Below are 21,440 nucleotides of genomic sequence, written 5' to 3'. Positions count from 1 at the left end.
GGCCCGAGGCGGACCGTCACCAGCCCCGCTCGCACCACTCGCCGAGATGCGGACGTTCGGCTCCGAGGGTCGAGTCCTTGCCGTGTCCGGGGTAGAAGATCGTCTCGTCGTCGAAGCGATCGAAGATCTTCGACTCGACGTCGCCGAGGAGCGATCGGAAGGCGTCGTCGTTCGGGGTCTTGCCGACGCCGCCGGGGAACAATGAATCGCCGGTGAAGATGTGCGTGCGACCCGTGCCCTGTTCCGTGAGGACCAGCGCAACCGACCCCGGAGTGTGTCCAGAGAGGTGGATCACCTCGAGATTCAGCTCACCGATCTGCACGGTGTCGCCCTCGGCCAGGATCCGGTCGGGCTTCACCGGCAGGGGATCGGCGTCGAGCTCGTGCGCGGCGGTCGGCACACCGGTCTCCGCGGCGACCCGCTCGAGGCCCTGCCAGTGATCCCAGTGCTGATGGGTGGTGACGATCAGCTCGAGCTCCGGCGCGTTGTCGCGGAGGAACTGCACGAGACGGTCGGGTTCGTTTGCGGCGTCGATGAAGACGGACTTGCCGGTGGCGTCGTCGGTGACGAGATAGGTGTTGTTGTTCATCTCGCCGACGGCAAGTTTGACGATGCTCGCTCCGGGAATCCTTCGGCGTTGCGCGGGTCCGCCGGGAGTGACGTCGCCGGTGTAGGTGTCCTCGATGATCACGGGCTGCTGCGTCATGCAGCCAACCTACCTTCGGGTGCACGCGCGTGAGCCTCAGGCGCGCGGTTGTTCGTCACGGAAACGTGTCGGTACCCGCGCCTACCATGGCTGAGGGCCGAATTCCGGCCTTGTCTACAGGAAGGATGTGGCGTGGCAGACCGCCTGATCGTGCGTGGAGCCCGGGAACACAACCTGCGTGGTGTCGACCTGGACCTGCCGCGCGACAGTCTGATCGTTTTCACCGGGCTGTCGGGTTCGGGCAAGTCGAGCCTCGCGTTCGACACCATCTTCGCCGAGGGGCAGCGGCGCTACGTCGAGTCGTTGTCGGCCTACGCCCGCCAGTTCCTCGGGCAGATGGACAAGCCGGACGTCGACTTCATCGAGGGCCTGTCGCCTGCGGTGTCGATCGACCAGAAGTCCACCAACCGCAACCCGCGGTCCACCGTGGGCACCATCACCGAGGTCTACGACTACCTGCGTCTGCTGTACGCCCGGGCCGGCACTCCGCACTGCCCGGTCTGTGGTGAGCAGATCTCCCGGCAGACGCCGCAGCAGATCGTCGACCAGGTGCTGGAGATGGAGGCCGGGGCCCGTTTCCAGGTCCTCGCGCCCGTCGTGCGCACCCGCAAGGGCGAGTTCGTCGACCTCTTCGAGCAGCTGACCGTCCAGGGCTACTCCCGCGTGCGCGTCGACGGGGTCGTCCACCCGCTCTCCGATCCGCCGAAGCTGAAGAAGCAGGAGAAGCACGACATCGAGGTCGTCGTCGACCGCCTCGCCGTCAAGCCCAGCGCGCAACAGCGACTCACCGACTCCATCGAGACCGCGCTGCGGCTCGCCGAGGGTGTCGTCGTGCTCGACTTCGTCGATCGCGAGGAGGACGCCCCCGATCGCGAGCGTCGGTTCTCGGAGAACCTGGCGTGCCCGAACGCGCACCCCCTGTCGATCGACGAACTCGAGCCGCGGTCGTTCTCCTTCAACTCGCCCTACGGTGCGTGCCCCGAGTGCGCGGGTCTCGGTGTGCGCAAGGAGGTCGATCCCGATCTCGTCGTGCCCGACCCGGATCTGAGCCTGGCCGACGGCGCGATCGCGCCCTGGTCGATGGGCCAGAGCGCGGAATACTTCGGCCGACTGCTGTCCGGCCTGGCCGACGCCCTCGAGTTCGACATCGACACCCCGTGGCGGAAACTGCCCGCCAAGGTGCGCAAGGCAGTGCTGGAGGGCAGCACCGAGCAGGTGCACGTGCGCTACAAGAACCGCTACGGCCGCGTCCGCTCGTACTACGCCGAGTTCGAGGGCGTCATGCCGTTCCTGCACCGCCGTCTCGAGCAGTCCGAGTCCGAGCAGGCCAAGGAACGCTACGAGGGTTACATGCGGGAGATCCCGTGCCCGGCCTGTGCCGGTGCCCGCCTTCGTCCCGAGATCCTGGCCGTGACGGTCAGCGCGGGCGACTTCGGCGCGATGTCCATCGCCGAGGTGAGCGACCTGTCGATCGCCGAGTGCGCACGCTTCCTCGACGGTCTCGTCCTCGGCGCCCGCGAAGCCGCCATCGCCGGGCAGGTCCTCAAGGAGATCCAGGCCCGGCTCGGCTTCCTGCTCGACGTCGGACTCGACTACCTCACCCTCTCGCGCGCCGCGGGCACCCTCTCCGGTGGTGAGGCACAGCGCATCCGTCTCGCCACGCAGATCGGATCCGGTCTCGTCGGCGTTCTGTACGTCCTCGACGAGCCGTCGATCGGTCTGCACCAGCGCGACAACCGTCGTCTCATCGACACCCTCACGCGACTGCGCGATCTCGGCAACACGCTCATCGTCGTCGAGCACGACGAGGACACCGTCCGCGCCTCCGACTGGGTCGTCGACATCGGTCCGCGCGCGGGCGAGCACGGCGGCAAGGTCGTCCACAGCGGCACCTACAAGGAGCTGCTCGACAACCCGGAATCGCTCACCGGTGCCTACCTGTCCGGGCGCGAGGAGATCGAGATCCCCGCGCTCCGACGACCGATCGACAAGGGCCGGCAGGTCACCGTCGTCGGCGCCCGCGAGAACAACCTGCGCGAGATCGACGTGGCGTTCCCGCTCGGCGTCCTCACCTGCGTCACCGGTGTCTCCGGCTCCGGGAAGTCGACACTCGTCAACGACATCCTCGCGACGGTGATGGCCAACAAGCTCAACGGCGCGCGGCAGGTCCCCGGACGGCACACCCGCATCAACGGACTCGACCAGCTCGACAAGCTCGTGCAGGTCGACCAGTCGCCGATCGGCCGCACCCCGCGGTCGAACCCGGCGACCTACACCGGGGTGTTCGACAAGATCCGCAGCCTGTTCGCGTCCACCACCGAGGCGAAGGTGCGCGGCTACCAGCCGGGCCGGTTCTCGTTCAACGTCAAGGGCGGCCGGTGCGAGGCGTGCTCGGGCGACGGCACGTTGAAGATCGAGATGAACTTCCTGCCCGACGTGTACGTGCCGTGCGAGGTGTGCCACGGTGCCCGGTACAACCGCGAAACGCTCGAGGTGCATTACAAGGGCAAGACCATCGCCGAGGTGCTCGACATGTCGATCGAGGAGGCGGCGGAGTTCTTCCGGCCGGTCACCTCCATCCACCGCTACCTCAACACGCTGACGGAGGTCGGTCTCGGTTACGTGCGCCTGGGCCAGCCGGCGACGACCCTGTCCGGCGGTGAGGCGCAGCGCGTCAAGCTCGCCGCCGAACTGCAGAAGCGTTCCAACGGGCGCACCGCGTATATCCTCGACGAGCCCACCACGGGCCTGCACTTCGAGGACATCCGCAAGCTGCTCGGGGTCATCAACGGTCTGGTCGACAAGGGCAATACCGTGATCGTCATCGAGCACAACCTCGATGTCATCAAGACCGCCGACTGGATCATCGACATGGGTCCCGAGGGCGGTTCCGGTGGTGGCACGGTGGTCGCGGAGGGCACTCCGGAAGAGGTGGTCACGGTGGAGGAGAGCTACACCGGACGCTTCCTTGCGGAGATCCTCGACGGCCGGACCACTGCATCTGCTCCCGCGCCGGTACGCAAGCGCGCGACGAAGGCGACCAAGGCGACCGCGACCAAGACTGCCGCTACGAAGTCGGCCGCGACGAAGACGGCCGCGAAGGCGAAGACCGCCAAGAAGAAGGTGGCGGCCGCGAGCTGACGAATCGAGCCGCCCGCCTCGGAAGAGGCGGGCGGCTCGGTCCCGTGGCTCGTGAAGCAGCCGGGGAGCGTGAAGTGGGCGGGACTCCGGTTCGGCTCAGTAGACCGGGCCGGTGTACTTCTCGCCCGGGCCCTTGCCGGGCTCGTCGGGCACCGCCGACGCCTCGCGGAAGGCGCGCTGCAGTGCCTGCAGTCCTTCGCGCAGCGGGCCGGCGTGCGGACCGAGATATTCCACCGACGAGGTGATCAGGCCGGCGAGTGCGGTGATCACGCGGCGGGCCTCGTCGAGGTCACGTCGTGCGCTGCTGTCGGGATCCTCGTCGGCGAGACCGAGCTTCTCGGCAGCCGAACTCATGAGCATCACGGCTGCGCGGCTGATCACCTCGACGGCCGGGATGTCGGCGAGTTCGCGCACATCCTCCGCCGCAGCATCCTGATCGGGGGTCTCGGGAGCATCCGTCATAGCGTCGAGCATAGGGTCGCGTCCCTCGGCGCCGGCGGTGCGGGTGCGGTGCCGACGCGCCGATTCGTCGTCGACGTGGCTTTTTGTTAGACTTGATCCCACGACCGCCCGCGGTGATCCTCCGTGGGCAGCAAAGTGGAGTCCGACTCCCACCTCTGGCGGCACATCGATGCAGCTGAGGGGTCCGGTCCTCCGGGTGTAGAAGCCCGGATGTCCGCCCTCCATCGGGCGGTGCGGATCACGCAGCGTGAGCTGGGTGCCGTCGACCGGTCGGTATCGGACCCCGCGTGGAGCCTCGGCGCCACAGCGGGGTCTTCTTGTCGAGGAGTAGGGCCACGTGCTGCGGTGCGGTCAAACCGACCACACCGCTCTACCTAGGAGGCCCCATCAGCGCTGAGACCCGCATCAACGAACGCATCCGAGTTCCCGAAGTCCGGCTCGTCGGACCCGGCGGTGAACAGGTCGGAATCGTGCGTGTTGAAGATGCCCTCCGCCTGGCAATCGAAGCCGACCTCGACCTCGTCGAGGTGGCGCCCGACGCCCGGCCGCCGGTCTGCAAGATCATGGACTACGGCAAGTTCAAGTACGAAGCCGCGCAGAAGGCGCGCGAATCGCGCAAGAACCAGCAGCAGACCGTGATCAAGGAGCAGAAGCTCCGTCCGAAGATCGACGACCACGACTACGAGACCAAGAAGCGCAACGTCGTGCGCTTCCTCGAAGCCGGTTCGAAGGTCAAGGTCACGATCATGTTCCGCGGCCGCGAGCAGTCGCGCCCCGAACTCGGATACCGGTTGCTGCAGCGCCTCGGCGCCGATGTCGCCGACCTCGGCTTCATCGAGACCAGTCCGAAGCAGGACGGCCGGAACATGACCATGGTGCTGGCCCCGCACAAGGGTGCGAAGACCCGCGCGAAGGCTCAGGAAGCCGCGCAGGCCGCACCGGCGCAGGCCGCTCCGCGCCCGGCAGCCTCCGCCGCCCCGACCACGGAGTCCGCGCCGTCCGCGCCGGCTCCCGGGACGGGCGACGCCCCGAGCAACTAGCCCGCTCAGGCAGCACATCCGGTGCTGTCCGTGAGCACCGATGTACGCACACGACAAGAACTGAGGACTCCATGCCCAAGTCGAAGACCCACAGCGGCACCGCGAAGCGATTCAAGGTGTCCGGTAGCGGAAAGGTCCTGCGCCAGAAGGCGGGTCGCCGCCACCTGCTCGAGCACAAGTCCTCGCGGGTGACGCGTCGCCTCGACGGCAAGGCCGTCGTCGCCGATGCCGACGCTCCGCGCGTCAAGCGCATGCTCGGGCTCTGAGCCTCTCCGACCGATCCACCCGGGGACACCTCGTTCGTCCCCCGAACTCTGACAGGACACATAACCAGTGGCACGCGTGAAGAGGGCCGTCAACGCCCAGAAGAAGCGTCGTTCGATTCTCGAGGCCTCGAAGGGCTACCGCGGACAGCGCTCGCGCCTGTACCGCAAGGCCAAGGAGCAGCAGCTTCACTCGCTGACCTACGCCTACCGCGACCGTCGCGCCCGCAAGGGTGATTTCCGCAAGCTGTGGATCAGCCGCATCAATGCTGCTGCCCGCGCCAACGACATCACCTACAACCGCTTCATCCAGGGCCTGAAGGCCGCCGGTGTCGAGGTGGACCGCAAGATCCTCGCCGAGCTCGCCGTCTCCGACGCCGAGGCCTTCGCCGGCCTCGTGGCTGTCGCCAAGGCTGCCCTGCCGGCCGACGTCAACGCTCCGGCTGCCTGAGTGCTGCCCTGAGCTACGACAACATCCAGGAACGACCCGTGGACACGCTCACCGAGCGCACACCACGGGTCGTTTCTGCTGTGAAACTGCTCCGGACCGCCGAGCGTCGCAAGACCGGGCGGTTCCTCGCCGAGGGTGAGAACTCCGTCACCGAGGCACTCGCCGCCGCCCGCGTGCACGAACTGTTCGTCACCGAGGCGGCCGCCGGCCGGTACGCGCCGGTCATCGACGAGGCACGCCGCAAGGGTGTGCGCGTGGGGATCGTCACCGAGCGGGCCGCCGCCCGGCTGTCCGACACCGTCACCCCGCCCGGCCTCGTCGCCGTGTGCGACACCCTCGACGTGCCGCTCGCCGAAGCGGTGACCCCGCGGTCGCGGCTGCTCGCCGTCCCCGTCGCGGTCGCCGAACCCGGCAACGCCGGCACCCTCATCCGCGTCTCCGACGCCGTGGGCGCCGACGCCGTGGTCCTCGCCGGCGACAGCGTCGACCCGCACAACGGCAAGTGCGTGCGCTCCTCGGCCGGCAGCATCTTCCATCTGCCGGTCGCGCGCGAACGCGACACCGACCGGGTGCTGGCCGTGCTCGCCGAGGCCGGCGTGCAGATCCTCGCGACGGCCGCCGACGGCGAGGTCGACCTCGACGACGCCGACGAGTTGCTCGCCGCGCCCACCGCCTGGCTGTTCGGCAACGAGGCCCACGGACTCGACCCGCAGGTCGCCGCCCGCGCCGACCACCGCGTCCGCATCCCTATCCGCGGACGCGCCGAATCGCTCAACCTCGCCACCGCCGCCTCGATCTGCCTGTATGCGAGCGCGCGGGTGCAACATCGGGCCGCTCGGCCCATCACATAGGATTTCCCCGGTGCGCCGCGGACTCCGGCCCGGACCGCACCTACCGAGATCACCCGTTCGTCCGAAGAAGGAGATGCACCGGTCGTGGCCAAGAAAGAGGGCGGCACCCCGCCGGCAGTCGATCCGAGCGCCCTGACCGAGGACGCGCTCACCGCCGCCGAGAAATCCGCGATCGACGCGTTCGCCGCTGCGACCGACCTCGACGAACTCGCCCAGGCGAAGATCGACCACCTCGGGGACAAGGCGCCCATCTCCCTCGCCAAGCGCGCCCTCGGCTCGCTGCCCGGCAACGAGCGCGCCGACGCCGGCAAGCGGGTCAACGCCCACCGCACGGCCGTGCAGGCCGCCTTCGACGACCGCAAGGCGGTGCTGCAGGCCGAACGCGACGCCGCGGTCCTCGTCGCCGAGGCCGTCGACGTCACCCTGCCCGCGACCCGCCGCGCGCTCGGCGCCCGCCACCCGATCTCGATCATCTCCGACGAGATCGCCGACGTCTTCGTCGCGATGGGCTGGGAGGTCGCCGAAGGCCCCGAGGTCGAGACCGAGCACTTCAACTTCGACGCCCTGAACTTCCTGCCCGACCATCCGGCGCGCACGATGCAGGACACTTTCCACATCGCCCCGGAGGGTTCGCGGCAGGTGCTGCGCACCCACACCTCGCCCGTGCAGGTCCGCACCATGCTGCACCGCGACATCCCGATCTACGTCGTGTGCCCCGGTCGCACCTTCCGCACCGACGAACTCGACGCCACCCACACCCCGGTCTTCTCGCAGGTCGAGGGTCTCGCCGTCGACAAGGGCCTGACCATGGCGCACCTGCGCGGCACCCTCGACGCGTTCGCGCGGGCGCTGTTCGGGCCGGAGACCCGCACCCGGATGCGCCCGAACTACTTCCCGTTCACCGAACCGTCCGCCGAGGTGGACGTGTGGTTCCCGAACAAGAAGGGCGGCGCCGGCTGGGTCGAGTGGGGTGGCTGCGGCATGGTCAACCCCAACGTGCTCCGCGCCTCGGGCATCGACCCCGACGTGTACACCGGGTTCGCGTTCGGAATGGGCCTCGAACGCACCCTGCAGTTCCGCAACGGCATCCCCGACATGCGCGACATCGTCGAGGGCGACGTGCGCTTCACCCTGCCGTTCGGCGTGCAGGGCTGAGAGCCCGCTCCCGACACCGACTCCACCGACCGACGACCGAACGAAAGAGCTGAGCACAAGTGCGAGTAGCGCAGTCCTGGCTGACCGAGATCCTGCAGCGCGCCACCCCGGAGTGGAACGTCACCGCCGAGGAACTCGACGCGGGATTCGTCCGGGTCGGACTCGAGGTCGAGGACATCGAGACCCTCGGCTGCATCGACAACCTCGTCGTCGGACGGGTCGTGGAGATCACCGAGCTCACCGAATTCAAGAAGCCCATCCGTTTCTGCAAGGTCGACGTCGGTGAGGACGAACCGCGCGGCATCGTGTGCGGTGCCCGCAACTTCACCGAGGGCGACCTCATCATCGCCGCCCTGCCCGGCGCCGTGCTTCCCGGCGACTTCGCCATCGCATCGCGCAAGACCTACGGGCACATCTCCGACGGCATGATCTGCTCGCTGTCCGAGCTGGGCATCGGCAAGGACCACTCCGGCATCCTCGTGCTCGAGCCCGGTACGGCCGAACCCGGCACCGACGCCAACGATCTGCTCGGTCTCGGCGACACCGTCATCGAACTGAACATCACCCCCGACCGCGGATACTGCTTCTCCGTCCGCGGCCTCACCCGCGAACTCGCGTGCGGCTTCGACCTCGAATTCGCCGATCCCGCGGCCGTGCCGGCACTGCCGTCCGACGGCGGCGAGGCCTACCCGATCCGGCTCGAGCCCGAGACGAAGGCCACCCGGTTCGCCGCACGCCGCGTCACCGGCATCGACCCGAAGGCCGTCACCCCGTGGTGGATGCAGCGCCGCCTGCACACCGCCGGTGTCCGCCCGATCTCCCCGGCCGTCGACGTGACCAACTACGTCATGCTCGAACTCGGCCAGCCGCTGCACGCCTTCGACGCCGCCACCCTCCAGGGTGAGCTGGTCGTGCGACGCGCCCGGGCAGGGGAGAAGCTCACCACCCTCGACGGTGTCGAGCGCGATCTCGATCCCGAGGACGTCGTCATCACCGACGACTCCGGGGTGATCTCCCTCGCCGGCATCATGGGCGGCGCGACCACCGAGGTCGGCGACAGCACCACCGACGTGCTGCTCGAGGCCGCCACCTGGGATCCGCTCGCCGTCTTCCGCGGCAACCGTCGGCACAAGCTCAGCAGCGAGGCCGGCAAGCGTTTCGAGCGCACCGTCGATCCGGCCCTGGCCCGCGCCGCGCTCGACCGGGCCGCGAGCCTGCTCGTCGAGATCGCCGGCGGCCGCGTGGAGTCGACCCTCACCGACATCGTCGTGCCCACCGAGAGCCCGACGATCCGCATGGACATCGACCTGCCCGACCGCATGGCCGGGGTGAGCTACCCGAACGGCACCGCTGCCCGCCGCCTCACGCAGATAGGATGTGCGGTCGAGGTCGGTGTCGGCGAGGACGGCCACGGCCAACTCGTCGTCACCCCGCCGACCTGGCGCCCCGACCTGCGTCAGCCCGCCGACCTGGTCGAGGAGGTGCTGCGCCTCGAAGGCCTCGAGCAGATCCCGTCGGTGCTGCCCACCGCCCCCGCCGGCCGCGGCCTCACGGCCACGCAGAAGCGCCGCCGCGCCGTCTCCCGCGCACTCGCCCACGACGGCCATGTCGAGGTCCTGGCCCCGGTGTTCCTGCCGGCCGGCGTGTTCGACACCTGGAAGCTCGACGCCGACGACCCGCGGCGGGTGACCACCAAGGTGCTCAACCCCCTCGAAGCCGATCGTCCGGAGCTGGCCACCACGCTGCTGCCGGGCCTGCTCGAGATCCTCGGCCGCAACGTCTCGCGCGGCCAGCGCGACCTGTCGCTCTACGCGATCGCGCAGGTCGTGCAGCCCACTTCCGAGACCAAGCCGGTCGACGCGCTCCCGGTCGACCGTCGTCCCACCGACGACGAGATCGCCCTGCTCGAAGGGTCGCTGCCGAAGCAGCCCGTCCACGTCGGTGGTGTGCTCGCCGGTCTGCGCGAGCCGGCCGGGCCGTGGGGCACGGGTCGCGCCGCCGATGCCTTCGACGCCTTCGCCGCCGCTGAGACCGTGGCACGTGCCGCCGGGGTGCGCCTCGAGCGCCGCGCCGCGCAGTACCTGCCCTGGCATCCCGGCCGCTGCGCCGAACTGCTCGTCGACGGGGTCGTCGTCGGTCATGCCGGTGAACTGCATCCCGCGGTGATCGAACGGGCCGGTCTGCCCGCACGCACGTGCGCCTTCGAACTCGACCTCGACGCGTTACCGATCGTGGAATCGCTTCCGGCGCCGGTGGTCTCGCCGTTCCCGGCGGTCCTGCAGGACGTCGCGGTCGTGGTCGACGCGAATGTGCCGGCCGCCGACGTCGAGAGCGCCCTGCGCTCGGGTGGCGGCGAGCTGCTCGAGGACATCCGCCTGTTCGACGTCTATCAGGGCGCCCAGCTGGGGGAGAACCGCAAGTCCCTCGCGTTCGCGCTGCGCTTCCGCGCCCTCGATCGCACCCTCACCGAGGACGAGGCCAGCGCCGCCCGCGAGGCAGCGGTGGCCGCCGCGGCCACCGCGGTCGGTGCCGAACTACGCGCCTGAGCCGCCCGCGTCCCCGCCCGGCAGCCACACGTCGGGCGGGACCGTGGTGACCTTGCGGCCCGCCCGGTCGAGGATGTGCCCGGCGAGCTTGTGGATCCGTAACACCAGCACCCGATCCCGCACGGCCAGGTCGGGGCATCGCGCGAGCAACCGTGCCTCGAAGTCCGGGACCTCGGCGGGGGAGTGCAACCACGCCTGCACCACGAGGTTCGCGGCGCCGACGACGGCGAAGCAGTTGCGCACCTCCGGTTCGCGGCTCACCACCCGCCCGGTCGTGGTCAGCCGCTCGACGGGCACCGTGCACCACAATGTGACGAGCACCGCGAAACTCGCTGCGGGATGAGCGAATTCGCACCGTAATCCGACCACCTCGGCGGCCAGCAGCGCCTCGATCCGGCGTTTGACCGTGGCCGCGCCGGCCCCGGCGATCTCCGCGAGGGTGCGCATCGGGGTGCGGCCGTCGACTGCGAGCGCCGACAGGATCGCGCGATCGGTGGCGGAGATCGTCGTGCGTCCGCGCCGCTCACCCACCCGCCGGGAGCCCGACGCCAGTTCCCCTCGCTCTCCCGGACCGAGCGCGTTCAGCCGCCACGCCCCGCCCTCGGTGAACCACTCCGAGACCACGTGGGTGCGGATCGACGCGACGCCGGGCAGCCGCCCCAGGTCGTCGACGACCAACCGGGTCATCTGCTCGTAGGTCGCGGTCGCGGCGGTGACGAGCAGGTCGGCGCCCGCCGACGGCACCTCGACGGTCACCGCGTGCGGACGCCCGGTCATCACCTCGGTCACCGACCCCCTCGCGCCGGGCACCACGGTGATCTCGAGCAGGGCGGTCGACACCTGCGCGAGGATTCGCGGCCCCGGAGTGATCGTGGTCCATGCGAGACGTTCGCGTTCGAGGCGACGCCAGTGGCGGGCCACCGTGGCGGCATCGAGACCGAGCGGACCGGCCAGCGCATCCCATGTGGAGCGCGGGGACCACTGGAGCGCATTGATTATTCTCAGGTCGATTTCATCGATCGATCGCGCAGTTCCGTACTCGGAATCGTCCATTTCGTCATTATCCTGCAAAATCCGGGTCGAATTCGAGTGGCCTGCGAGCCTACGAAACATGGAGACGGAACAGAAGTATGCGCTGATCGGAGCGGGCCCCTCGGGGCTCGCCGGAGCCCGCGCGCTCTCCCGGCACGGCATCGACTTCGTCGGCTTCGAGTCCCACAGCACCGTCGGGGGGTTGTGGGACATCACCAACCCGGTGAGCACGGTCTACGAGTCGGCGCACCTGATCTCCTCGAAGACGACCACCGAGTTCGCCGAGTTCCCCATGCCGCCGCAGACGCCGGACTATCCGGGGCATGCGGCACTCGCCCGGTACTTCCGCGACTACGCCGACGTCTTCGGCCTGTGCGAGCACTACCGTTTCGACACGACCGTGACCCGCGTCGAACCGGACGGTGACCGGTGGCGGGTGACCGCCACGGACCGGGACGGCGCTGCGACCACCGAGCTCTACCGCGGTGTCGTGGTCGCCAACGGCACCCTCGCGACCCCGAACCACCCGCAGATCCCCGGCGGGTTCGACGGCGAGATCCTGCACACCAGTGCCTACAAGGATCCGACGATCTTCCGCGGCAAGCGGGTTCTGATCGTCGGCGCCGGCAACAGCGGCTGCGACATCGCCGTCGACGCCGTCCATCACGCCCGATCGGTGGACCTGAGCGTGCGCCGGGGTTACCACTTCGTGCCCAAGTACCTGTTCGGGCGTCCCGCCGACACCCTCACCCGCGGCCGGCCCCTTCCGGCGCCGATCAAGCAGCGCCTCGACGCACTGCTGCTGCGTCAGTTCACCGGCGACCCCACCCGCTTCGGGCTGCCCGCACCCGACCACCGTCTCTACGAATCGCACCCGGTCGTCAACTCCCTGATCCTGCATCACCTCGGCCACGGGGACGTGCAGGTGCGGCCCGACATCGAGCGGTACGACGGCGCCGAGGTCCGGTTCCGGGACGGCTCCGCCGCCGGCTACGACATGATCGTGCACGCCACCGGTTACGTCCTCGACTATCCGTTCCTGGACCGGGACCTGCTCGACTGGCGCGGTCACGCACCCGACCTGCTGCTGAACATGATCAGCCGGCGGTTCGCGAACCTGTTCGTGCTCGGCATGGTCGAGTCGTCCGGGCTCGGCTGGCAGGGCCGCTACGAACAGGCGGAACTCGTCGCCGCCGCGATCGGTCTCGCCGACACCGATCCGGCGGCCGCGGCGCGATGGCGCGCGGCCCTCGCGGCCTCGCCTCCGGACCTCACCGGCGGTTACCGCTATCTGAAGCTCGGCCGGATGGCCTACTACGTCAACAAGGACGCCTACCGGGCCGCGCTGCGCGACCAGACCCGCGCGGTCCGTGAGGCCGCCGGCTCGTCCACCGCGGCGGGCGTGCGGTGAACGTCGACGACGTCAGGCTCTCCTTCGACTCCGGTTCGCTGCTCGTCCTCAATGTCGTGCTCGCCGCGATCATGCTCGGCATCGCGCTCGACACCTCCGTCGACGACTTCCGCCGTGCACTGCGCGCACCGAAGGCCATGGCGGTGGGCATCGCCGCGCAGTTCCTCGCGCTGCCCGCCGTGACCTGGCTGCTGACGCTGCTGCTCGACCCCGCGCCGTCGATCGCGCTCGGCATGATCCTCGTCGCGTGCTGTCCACCCGGGAACATCTCCAACGTCCTCACCCACCGGGCCGGCGGCGACGTCGCCCTGTCGGTGTCGATGACGGCCGTGTCGAACGTGTTCGCCATCGTGCTCATGCCGCTCAACTTCGCGTTCTGGGGCAGTCGCAGCGACGACACCCGGGCGCTGCTGCGCTCGGTCGAACTCGACGGTCTCGGCATGGTCGTGCAGATCGCCCTGATCATCGGTTTGCCGTTCGTCCTCGGGATCTGGGCCGCGCAGAAGGCCCCCGGCTTCGCGTCCCGCGCCCAGCCGTGGGTGAAGAACGGATCCCTGCTCGCACTGCTCGCCTTCATCGTCGCCGGGCTCGCCGGCAACTTCGCCGACTTCCTCGACTACATCGGGCTCGTCCTGCTCGCGGTGTTCCTGCACGACGCGATCGCTCTCGGTCTGGGCTACCTGTGCGGATGGGCCAGCGGACTGCCCGAGTACAGCCGCCGCGCCGTCTCGTTCGAGGTCGGCATCCGCAACGCCGGGCTCGGACTCGGCCTCGTCATGACCTTCTTCGACGGCCTCGGCGGCATGGGGATCGTCGCCGGCTGGTGGGGGATCTGGGACATCGTCGCCGGACTGCTCCTGGCCACCGTCTGGTCCCGTCGCACCGCAACCCGAAAGGTGACCGCATGACCTCCCTCACCGCCCTCGTCACCGGTGGCAACGGTTTCCTCGGCAGCGCCGTCGTCGCGGCCCTGAGCTCGCGCGGCGTCCGGGTGATCAGCGCCGACCTCCACGAACCGGCCGACCTCCACGACCCCACCGATGCCGTCACCCACGTGATCGCCGACGTCCGCGACCGCCGCCGGACGGCCGAGGTCGTCGGCACCCATCGCCCGGACGCGATCGTGCACCTGGCGTCCATCGTCAACCCCGGGCGCGACACCACCGCGGAACAGGAATACGCCGTCGACGTCGAGGGCGCACGCAACGTCGTCGACGCCGCACTGACCTACGGGGTGCGGCGGCTGGTCGTGGCGTCCTCGGGCGCCGCCTACGGCTATCACGCCGACAACCCGGTCCCGCTCACCGAGGACGATCCGATCCGCGGCAACGACGAGTTCACCTACAGCCGGCACAAGCGCCTCGTCGAGGAGATGCTCGCCGCCACCCGGGTCGAGCACCCGCAGCTCGAACAGGTGATCCTGCGGATCGGCACGATCCTGGGGGAGACCGTCCGCAACCAGATCACCGCGCTGCTCGACCGCGAGCGGCTGCTCGTCGTCGCCGGCAGCGACAGCCCGTTCGTGTTCGTCTGGCACACCGACGTCGCGGCGGCCTTCGCCGAGGCCGTGCTCGGTCCGGTCACGGGCATCTTCAACGTCGCGGGCGACGGGGTCGTCACCGTGCCCGAGATCGCCGCGATGACGAACCGCAAGACCCTCACGGTGCCCGCCGCGGTCCTGAAGTTCGCCCTGAGGATCGGGCGCGCGTTGGGATTGACCGAGCACGGCCCGGAGCGGGTCGGCTTCCTGCAGTACCGTCCGGTGCTCGACAACCGGCGGTTGCGTGAGGAACTCGGTGTGCCCCTGCGGTACACCAGCCGGGAGGCCTTCGAGGCGTATCTGCGGGCTCGCGCCGAACAGGACTCAGCGGGAGCCGAGCGACGTAGCCTGGAGGCATGAGCAAGGACGAAGGCGGCCGGGTGCCGTCTCCCGAGGAGCCCGACAAGCCGGAGCAGCCCGTCCCCGACGTGACCCCGGCCGGGCCGGAGACGCCGACGGTGCCGGATGTTCCGCCGGGCCCGGACATCCCGGACGTGCCGCCGATCGACCCGGAGCCGAGCCCCGATCCCGACGTGACCCCACGCGAGGAAGACGTCCACGACGCTCAGGTCCACGACGCCGAGATCGTCGAACCGGGTGTCGTCGACACCGGATCCGCCGACGGCCCGGTCCGCGCACCGACGATCGAGGAGATCACCGGATACACCGCGGACGGGGTGCCGACCTTCGAATCGGTGCGTGAGAAGATCGAACAGCGTTCGGCGACCGCGCTCGGCGCGGAGGAACTCGCGCACGCGACCGCGGCAGCTCGCACGCTCGAGGAGCAGTACGAGGAGCGCAAGGCGGCCGCCGCCGATCGGCTCGAGCAGATCCGACGGTCGCTGCGGTCGGAGTGAATCCTCCCGAAAGGGACACCCCCTATGAAACGATTTGCATGAGAGTGCATAATCATTCGTATGGGTACTTCACCGGACTTCACCGCCACCCCTGAGTCGCCGCTACGGGTCGCCGTGGCCGGCGCCAGCGGCTACGCGGGCGGCGAGATCCTGCGCCTGCTCCTCGGCCACCCCGCCTACCAGGAGGGCTCGCTCGTCATCGGCGCCCTCACCGCCGGGGGCAACGCCGGCGCCACGCTGCGTGAGTTCCATCCCCATCTGCTGCCGCTCGCCGACCGCGTGCTCGGCGCCACCGACATCGACACCCTGCTCGGGCACGACGTCGTCTTCCTCGGCCTACCGCACGGCCACTCTGCCGTGATCGCCGAGCAACTGCCCGAGACGACCGTCGTCATCGACTGCGGCGCCGACTTCCGCCTCGAGAACGCCGCCGACTGGCAGCGCTGGTACGGCAGCGACCACGCCGGCACCTGGCCCTACGGCATGCCCGAGCTGCCCGGCAAGCGCGACGCCCTCGTCGGCGCCACCCGCATCGCGGTCCCCGGTTGCTACCCGACCTCCGCCTCGCTCGCCCTCGCCCCGGCCGTCGCCGCCGGCATCGTCGAACCCGTCGTGAACATCGTGGCCGTCTCCGGCACCTCCGGCGCCGGGAAGTCCCCGAAGGTCGATCTGCTCGGTTCCGAGGTCATGGGCTCGGTTCGCGCCTACGGCGTCGGCGGCGCCCACCGGCACACCCCGGAGATCAAGCAGAACCTCTCCGCCCTCGCCGGCACCGACGTGAAGGTCTCGTTCACCCCGGTCCTCGCGCCCATGCCGCGCGGCATCCTCGCGACCTGCACCGCACCGACCACGGTGACCGTTGCCGAGGCTCGTGCCGTCTACGAGAAGGCCTACGCCGACGAACCGTTCGTGCAGCTGCTGCCGGAGGGCGCACTGCCCGCGACCGGCGCGGTGGTCGGCTCGAACGCCGTCCAGATCGCCGTCACCGTCGATGCCGACGCCGGCCTTCTCGTCGTCGTCGCCGCGATCGACAACCTCACCAAGGGCACCGCCGGTGCCGCCGTGCAATCGATGAACCTGGCACTCGGCCTGCCCGAGACCGCCGGCCTGTCCACCGTGGGAGTGGCTCCGTGACCGAGAACAAGTACGCAGACGACGTCTACACCGGCGCCACCGAGATCGCCGGAGGACGCCTGATCCGCACCCAGGGTGTCACCAGCCCCGCCGGTTTCCGGGCCGCCGGCATCCCCGCCGGTATCAAGGTCTCCGGCAGGCAGGACCTCGCGCTCGTACTCAACGAGGGCCCCGAACTCACCGCCGCCGGCGTGTTCACCACCAACAAGGTCAAGGCCGCTCCCGTCCTGTGGTCCCAGCAGGTGCTCAAGTCCGGCAGCCTGCGCGCGGTGATCCTCAACTCCGGCGGCGCCAACGCGTGCACCGGCGCCGGGGGTTTCCAGGACACCCACGCCACCGCCGAGGCCGTCGCCGACGCGCTGAGCAACTGGGGCACCGAGACCGGTGCCGGTGAGGTCGCCGTGTGCTCGACCGGTCTGATCGGCGACCGTCTGCCGATGGACAAGGTGCTCTCCGGCGTGCAGGAGATCGTCCACGAACTCGCCGGTGGCATCTCCGGCGGCACCGACGCTGCCTACGCGATCATGACCACCGACACCGTCCCCAAGCAGGCCGCCCTGCACCACGCCGACAAGTGGAACGTCGGCGGCATGGCCAAGGGCGCCGGCATGCTCGCCCCCGCCCTGGCGACGATGCTGTGCGTGGTCACCACCGACGCCGTCGCGACCGCCGACCAACTCGACACCGCGCTGCGCCACGCGTCCCGGCTCACCTTCGACCGCCTCGACGTCGACGGCGCCACCTCCACCAACGACACCGTGCTGCTGCTGGCCTCCGGCGCGAGCGGCATCACCCCGAGCCAGGACGAGCTGAACGCCGCCGTCCTCGCCGTGTGCGACGACCTCGCCGAGCAGATGATGGCCGACGCCGAGGGCGTCACCAAGCGGGTCACCGTCACCGTCCGCGGCGCCGCCAGCGAAGCCGACGCCCTGATCGGTGCCCGCACCGTGGCCCGCGACAGCCTCGTCAAGACCGCCCTGTTCGGCTCCGACCCCAACTGGGGCCGCGTGCTCGCCGCCATCGGTATCGCCCCGATCGAACTCGACCCCGACAAGATCTCCGTGTCGTTCAACGGGAACCCGGTGTGCATCGACGGTGTCGGCGCCCCCGGCGCCCGCGAGGTCGACCTGTCCGCCGCCGACATCGCCCTCGACATCGACCTCGGTCTCGGCGACGCGCAGGTGTCCATCCGCACCACCGACCTCTCGCACGCCTACGTCGAAGAGAACTCGGCGTACTCGTCGTGACCGGAACGAACACAGGAGACGACGTGACCGACGCACTGATCGCCGACCTCACCTCGCACCAGAAGGCGTTCGTCCTCGCCGAGGCCCTGCCGTGGCTGCAGAAGTTCCGCGACAAGATCGTCGTCGTCAAGTACGGCGGCAACGCCATGGTCGACGACACTCTCAAGACCGCCTTCGCCGCCGACATGGCGTTCCTGCGCACCGTCGGCCTCCACCCCGTCGTCGTGCACGGCGGCGGCCCGCAGATCAACGCCATGCTGAAGCGACTCGGCCTCGAAGGTGAGTTCCGCGGCGGCTTCCGCGTCACCACCCCCGAGGTCATGGATGTCGTGCGGATGGTGCTCTTCGGGCAGGTCGGACGCGAACTCGTCGGCCTGATCAACAGCCACGGCCCCTACGCCGTCGGCACCTCCGGTGAGGACGCCGGACTGTTCACCGCGACCCGCCGCACGGTCGTCGTCGACGGCGAGGCCACCGACATCGGCCTCGTCGGCGACGTCACCAGCGTCGACCCCGGCGCGGTGCTCGACCTCATCGCCGCCGGCCGCATCCCCGTCGTCTCGACGATCGCGCCCGACGCCGACGGTGTGGTGCACAACATCAACGCCGACACCGCCGCGGCCGCCCTCGCCGAAGCGCTCGGCGCGGAGAAGCTGGTCGTGCTCACCGACGTCGAAGGCCTCTACACCGACTGGCCCGACCGCAGCTCGCTCACCTCGCGGATCGACGCCGACGCGCTCACCGCGCTGCTGCCGTCGCTCGACTCCGGAATGGTCCCGAAGATGGAGGCGTGCCTGCGCGCCGTGCAGGGCGGAGTGCCCACCGCACACGTCATCGACGGCCGCCAACCGCACTCCGTGCTCCTCGAACTGTTCACCGAAGAAGGCATCGGCACCATGGTGGTGCCGTCCTCCGGGAAGGAAGGCCCCGCATGACCGGCACGTCCGACCTCCAGCAGCGCTGGGCGGGTTCGCTGATGAACAACTACGGCGTGCCCAAGGTCGCGCTGGTCGCGGGCGACGGTGCCGTACTCACCGACGCCGACGGCAAGCAGTACCTCGACCTGCTCGGCGGCATCGCCGTCAACAGCCTCGGCCACCGCCACCCGGCGATCATCGAGGCCGTCACCGCGCAGCTGAACCAGCTCGGCCACGTGTCGAACCTGTACGCCTCGCCGCCGGTGCTCGAACTCGCCGAGAAGCTCCTCGATCGCTTCGGCCACGAGGGCCGCGCCTTCTTCTGCAACTCCGGCACCGAGGCCAACGAGGCGGCGTTCAAGATCGCCCGGCTCACCGGACGGCCGAAGATCGTCGCGTGCGAGAAGGCCTTCCACGGCCGCACCATGGGCGCTCTCGCCCTGACCGGCCAGCCCGACAAGCGCGCCCCCTTCGAACCGATGCCGGCCGGCGTGGAGTTCGTGCCCTACGGCGACCTCGACGCCCTCGAGGCCGCCGTGGACGAGAACACCGCCGCCGTCTTCCTCGAACCGATCATGGGCGAATCCGGCGTCGTCGTTCCGCCCGAGGGTTATCTCGCCGGTGCACGCCGCATCACCACCGAACGCGGTGCCCTGCTCGTGCTCGACGAGGTCCAGACCGGCATCGCCCGCACCGGCACCTTCTTCGCCCATCAGGCAGCGGGCATCACCCCCGATGTGATGACCCTCGCCAAGGGCCTCGGCGGCGGACTGCCCATCGGCGCCGTCCTCGCCACCGGTCCGGCCGCCGAGCTGTTCCGGCCCGGCAAGCACGGCACCACCTTCGGTGGCAACCCGGTCTGCGCCGCGGCCGCCCTCGCGGTGCTGCGCACGATCGACGAGCAGAATCTGCTCGACCACGTGAACACCGTCGGCAAGACCCTCGCCGCCGGCATCGAGGAACTCGGGCACCCGCTCGTCTCGCACGTGCGCGGCTCCGGGCTGCTCCTCGGTGTCGTCCTCACCGCTGCGAAGGCACCCGCCGTCGAGACCGCCGCCCGCGAGGCCGGTTTCCTCGTCAACGCCGCCGCACCGGACGTGATCCGACTCGCGCCCCCGCTGATCCTCACCGAACAGCAGGCCGAGAGCTTCGTGACGGCGCTGCCCGCCGTCCTCGACACCGCCGACCGGGAAGGGAACTGACGACCCGTGCTCCGCCATTTCCTGCGCGACGACGACCTCACCCCGGCCGAACAGACCGAGGTGCTCGAACTCGCCGCCGAACTGAAGAAGGCACCGCTGTCCCGCCGCCCCCTCGAAGGGCCCCTCAGCATCGCCGTACTCTTCGACAAGACCTCCACCCGCACCCGCTTCTCCTTCGACGCCGGCATCGCCCAGCTCGGCGGACACGCCATCGTCGTCGACACCGGCTCCACCCAGATCGGCAAGGGCGAGACCCTCGAGGACACCGCCCGGATGTTCTCCCGGTTCACCGAAGCGGTCGTGTGGCGCACCTACGGCCAGGACCGCATCGAGACGCTCGCCGAGCACTCGACGGTGCCCGTCGTCAACGCACTCACCGACACCTTCCACCCCTGCCAGATCCTCGCCGACCTGCAGACCATCCGCGAGAACAAGGGCGCCACCGCGGGCCTGCGGATGACCTACTTCGGCGACGGCGCCAACAACATGGCGCACTCGCTGATGCTCGGTGGCGTCACCGCCGGAATGCATGTGACCATCGCGTCCCCGACCGGGTTCACCCCCGACCCGCAGGTGGTCGCCGCGAGCCGTGCACGGGCAGAGGAGACCGGCGGCAGCGTCACCGTCACCGACGACCCGCGCACCGGAGCCACCGGCGCCGACGTGCTCGTCACCGACACCTGGGTGTCGATGGGGCAGGAGGACGACGGCAAGGACCGCGAAGCGCCCTTCCGGCCCTTCCAGCTGAACGACGACCTCGTCTCCCTCGCCGACACCGACGCGATCGTGCTGCACTGCCTGCCCGCCTATCGCGGCAAGGAGATCACCGCCGAGGTCATCGACGGACCGCGGTCGGTGGTGTGGGACGAGGCCGAGAACCGTCTCCACGCACAGAAGGCCCTGCTCGTGTGGCTGCTCGAGCAGGGCCGGAGCTGACCGTGAGCACCGCGGCGAACCATGCGGACAGTGCAGCGACCGCGCCGACGCGCGCGGCGCGGCAGGCCCGTATCGTCGCGCTGCTCGCCACACACCCGGTGCGCAGCCACACCGAACTCGCCGCTCTGCTCGCCGAGGACGGCATCGAGGTGTCCACCGCCACCCTGTCCCGCGACCTCGAAGAACTCGGTGCCGTCAAGCTCCGCGCGGCCGACGGGGGCGCCGGGGTGTACGTCGTCCCGGAGGACGGCAGCCCCGTGCGCGGCGTGACCGGAGGCACCGACCGCCTGTCCCGGTTACTCGGCGAACTGCTGGTGTCCACCGACGCCAGCGGCAACATCGCCGTGCTGCGTACCCCGCCCGGGGCAGCGCACTATCTGGCCAGTGCACTCGATCGGGCATCATTACCCGAGGTGGTCGGAACGATCGCCGGCGACGACACCATCGCGGTCATCGCCCGCGAACCGACGACGGGAGCCGAACTGGCCGCGAAAATCGAATCACTCACCTGACCTACCACTCATAGACGCACGTCGAAATACGAAGGAG

At 69.8% G+C, this 21,440-nt stretch carries 20 protein-coding genes; 17 read left to right on the top strand and 3 right to left on the bottom strand.

Annotation, left to right across the window (positions count from 1 at the left end):
* Positions 1-16 precede the first annotated feature (16 nt).
* Positions 17-706, bottom strand: coding sequence for an MBL fold metallo-hydrolase (locus CKW34_RS13810; protein WP_059381086.1), 690 nt, complete (start codon positions 704-706; stop codon positions 17-19).
* Positions 707-838: 132 nt separating this feature from the next.
* On the opposite strand from CKW34_RS13810, the gene uvrA reads away from it, so the two are divergent.
* Positions 839-3,847, top strand: coding sequence for an excinuclease ABC subunit UvrA (gene uvrA / locus CKW34_RS13805; protein WP_059381087.1), 3,009 nt, complete (start codon positions 839-841; stop codon positions 3,845-3,847).
* Positions 3,848-3,943: 96 nt separating this feature from the next.
* On the opposite strand, the gene CKW34_RS13800 is transcribed toward uvrA, so the two are convergent.
* Positions 3,944-4,309 carry a DUF1844 domain-containing protein gene (locus CKW34_RS13800; protein ID WP_016692782.1) on the bottom strand — a complete coding sequence of 122 codons (366 nt, stop codon included), beginning with the start codon at positions 4,307-4,309 and terminating at the stop codon, positions 3,944-3,946.
* Positions 4,310-4,626: 317 nt separating this feature from the next.
* Between CKW34_RS13800 and infC the strand changes: the two genes are divergently transcribed.
* From infC to pheT, 6 genes are all read left to right on the top strand, one after another.
* A complete protein-coding gene (infC, locus tag CKW34_RS13795) occupies positions 4,627-5,349 on the top strand; it encodes a translation initiation factor IF-3 (protein WP_033097706.1) in 723 nt (240 codons plus the stop codon).
* Between the two features lie 71 nt (positions 5,350-5,420).
* Positions 5,421-5,615 carry a 50S ribosomal protein L35 gene (rpmI, locus tag CKW34_RS13790; protein WP_006553978.1) on the top strand — a complete coding sequence of 65 codons (195 nt, stop codon included), beginning with the start codon at positions 5,421-5,423 and terminating at the stop codon, positions 5,613-5,615.
* Positions 5,616-5,682: 67 nt separating this feature from the next.
* Positions 5,683-6,063, top strand: a complete 381-nt coding sequence (gene rplT, locus CKW34_RS13785; protein ID WP_006553977.1) for a 50S ribosomal protein L20 — start codon at positions 5,683-5,685, stop codon at positions 6,061-6,063.
* A gap of 38 nt (positions 6,064-6,101) precedes the next feature.
* Positions 6,102-6,914, top strand: coding sequence for a TrmH family RNA methyltransferase (locus tag CKW34_RS13780; protein WP_059381088.1), 813 nt, complete (start codon positions 6,102-6,104; stop codon positions 6,912-6,914).
* Positions 6,915-6,998: 84 nt separating this feature from the next.
* The gene (gene pheS, locus CKW34_RS13775) at positions 6,999-8,069 is read left to right on the top strand and encodes a phenylalanine--tRNA ligase subunit alpha (RefSeq protein WP_059381089.1); all 1,071 of its coding nucleotides are present in this window, start codon (positions 6,999-7,001) and stop codon (positions 8,067-8,069) included.
* Between the two features lie 59 nt (positions 8,070-8,128).
* Complete coding sequence (pheT, locus tag CKW34_RS13770; protein WP_059381090.1) at positions 8,129-10,615, top strand: phenylalanine--tRNA ligase subunit beta; 2,487 nt, start codon at positions 8,129-8,131, stop codon at positions 10,613-10,615.
* Here pheT and CKW34_RS13765 read toward each other — a convergent pair.
* A complete protein-coding gene (locus CKW34_RS13765; protein ID WP_059381091.1) occupies positions 10,604-11,668 on the bottom strand; it encodes an Lrp/AsnC family transcriptional regulator in 1,065 nt (354 codons plus the stop codon). The genes pheT and CKW34_RS13765 overlap by 12 nt on opposite strands.
* Before the next feature lie 58 nt (positions 11,669-11,726).
* Between CKW34_RS13765 and CKW34_RS13760 the strand changes: the two genes are divergently transcribed.
* Genes CKW34_RS13760 through CKW34_RS13715 form a run of 10 tightly spaced genes read left to right on the top strand, consistent with a single transcriptional unit; the run spans position 11,727 to position 21,403 of the window.
* Positions 11,727-13,058 carry a flavin-containing monooxygenase gene (locus CKW34_RS13760; protein ID WP_059381092.1) on the top strand — a complete coding sequence of 444 codons (1,332 nt, stop codon included), beginning with the start codon at positions 11,727-11,729 and terminating at the stop codon, positions 13,056-13,058.
* A complete protein-coding gene (locus CKW34_RS13755) occupies positions 13,055-13,966 on the top strand; it encodes a bile acid:sodium symporter family protein (RefSeq protein ID WP_059381093.1) in 912 nt (303 codons plus the stop codon). Before CKW34_RS13760 ends, CKW34_RS13755 begins: the two co-directional genes overlap by 4 nt.
* Complete coding sequence (locus CKW34_RS13750) at positions 13,963-14,958, top strand: SDR family oxidoreductase (RefSeq protein WP_059381094.1); 996 nt, start codon at positions 13,963-13,965, stop codon at positions 14,956-14,958. Before CKW34_RS13755 ends, CKW34_RS13750 begins: the two co-directional genes overlap by 4 nt.
* Positions 14,955-15,455: a PspA/IM30 family protein gene (locus CKW34_RS13745; protein WP_059381095.1), complete on the top strand. Its 501-nt coding sequence runs from the start codon at positions 14,955-14,957 to the stop codon at positions 15,453-15,455. Before CKW34_RS13750 ends, CKW34_RS13745 begins: the two co-directional genes overlap by 4 nt.
* 60 nt (positions 15,456-15,515) lie before the next feature.
* On the top strand, positions 15,516-16,589 hold the full coding sequence (argC, locus tag CKW34_RS13740; RefSeq protein ID WP_059381096.1) for an N-acetyl-gamma-glutamyl-phosphate reductase: 1,074 nt from the start codon (positions 15,516-15,518) through the stop codon (positions 16,587-16,589).
* Complete coding sequence (argJ, locus tag CKW34_RS13735; RefSeq protein ID WP_059381097.1) at positions 16,586-17,836, top strand: bifunctional glutamate N-acetyltransferase/amino-acid acetyltransferase ArgJ; 1,251 nt, start codon at positions 16,586-16,588, stop codon at positions 17,834-17,836. Before argC ends, argJ begins: the two co-directional genes overlap by 4 nt.
* Positions 17,833-18,771 carry an acetylglutamate kinase gene (gene argB / locus CKW34_RS13730; protein ID WP_059381098.1) on the top strand — a complete coding sequence of 313 codons (939 nt, stop codon included), beginning with the start codon at positions 17,833-17,835 and terminating at the stop codon, positions 18,769-18,771. The genes argJ and argB overlap by 4 nt, the downstream gene beginning before the upstream one ends.
* Positions 18,768-19,955 carry an acetylornithine transaminase gene (locus CKW34_RS13725; RefSeq protein WP_059381099.1) on the top strand — a complete coding sequence of 396 codons (1,188 nt, stop codon included), beginning with the start codon at positions 18,768-18,770 and terminating at the stop codon, positions 19,953-19,955. The genes argB and CKW34_RS13725 overlap by 4 nt, the downstream gene beginning before the upstream one ends.
* A 6-nt stretch (positions 19,956-19,961) precedes the next feature.
* Positions 19,962-20,891, top strand: a complete 930-nt coding sequence (gene argF, locus CKW34_RS13720; RefSeq protein WP_059381100.1) for an ornithine carbamoyltransferase — start codon at positions 19,962-19,964, stop codon at positions 20,889-20,891.
* Between the two features lie 2 nt (positions 20,892-20,893).
* Complete coding sequence (locus CKW34_RS13715; protein WP_059381101.1) at positions 20,894-21,403, top strand: arginine repressor; 510 nt, start codon at positions 20,894-20,896, stop codon at positions 21,401-21,403.
* Positions 21,404-21,440: the final 37 nt, after the last annotated feature.

It is taken from the genome of Rhodococcus rhodochrous (genome assembly GCF_900187265.1).
GTDB lineage: Bacteria > Actinomycetota > Actinomycetes > Mycobacteriales > Mycobacteriaceae > Rhodococcus > Rhodococcus rhodochrous.
The sequence above is the reverse complement of the archived record's forward strand: the minus strand, read 5'-3'. Positions and strand labels throughout refer to the sequence as shown.

Excerpts from the sequence above, each read along its gene's own strand:
- argC (WP_059381096.1), top strand. The coding sequence starts at position 15,516 with ATGGGTACTTCACCGGACTTCACCGCCACCCCTGAGTCGCCGCTACGG.
- CKW34_RS13800 (WP_016692782.1), bottom strand. The coding sequence starts at position 4,309 with ATGACGGATGCTCCCGAGACCCCCGATCAGGATGCTGCGGCGGAGGAT.
- CKW34_RS13760 (WP_059381092.1), top strand. The coding sequence starts at position 11,727 with ATGGAGACGGAACAGAAGTATGCGCTGATCGGAGCGGGCCCCTCGGGG.
- CKW34_RS13750 (WP_059381094.1), top strand. The coding sequence starts at position 13,963 with ATGACCTCCCTCACCGCCCTCGTCACCGGTGGCAACGGTTTCCTCGGC.
- CKW34_RS13765 (WP_059381091.1), bottom strand. The coding sequence starts at position 11,668 with ATGGACGATTCCGAGTACGGAACTGCGCGATCGATCGATGAAATCGAC.
- CKW34_RS13745 (WP_059381095.1), top strand. The coding sequence starts at position 14,955 with ATGAGCAAGGACGAAGGCGGCCGGGTGCCGTCTCCCGAGGAGCCCGAC.
- CKW34_RS13725 (WP_059381099.1), top strand. The coding sequence starts at position 18,768 with ATGACCGGCACGTCCGACCTCCAGCAGCGCTGGGCGGGTTCGCTGATG.
- CKW34_RS13810 (WP_059381086.1), bottom strand. The coding sequence starts at position 706 with ATGACGCAGCAGCCCGTGATCATCGAGGACACCTACACCGGCGACGTC.
- rpmI (WP_006553978.1), top strand. The coding sequence starts at position 5,421 with ATGCCCAAGTCGAAGACCCACAGCGGCACCGCGAAGCGATTCAAGGTG.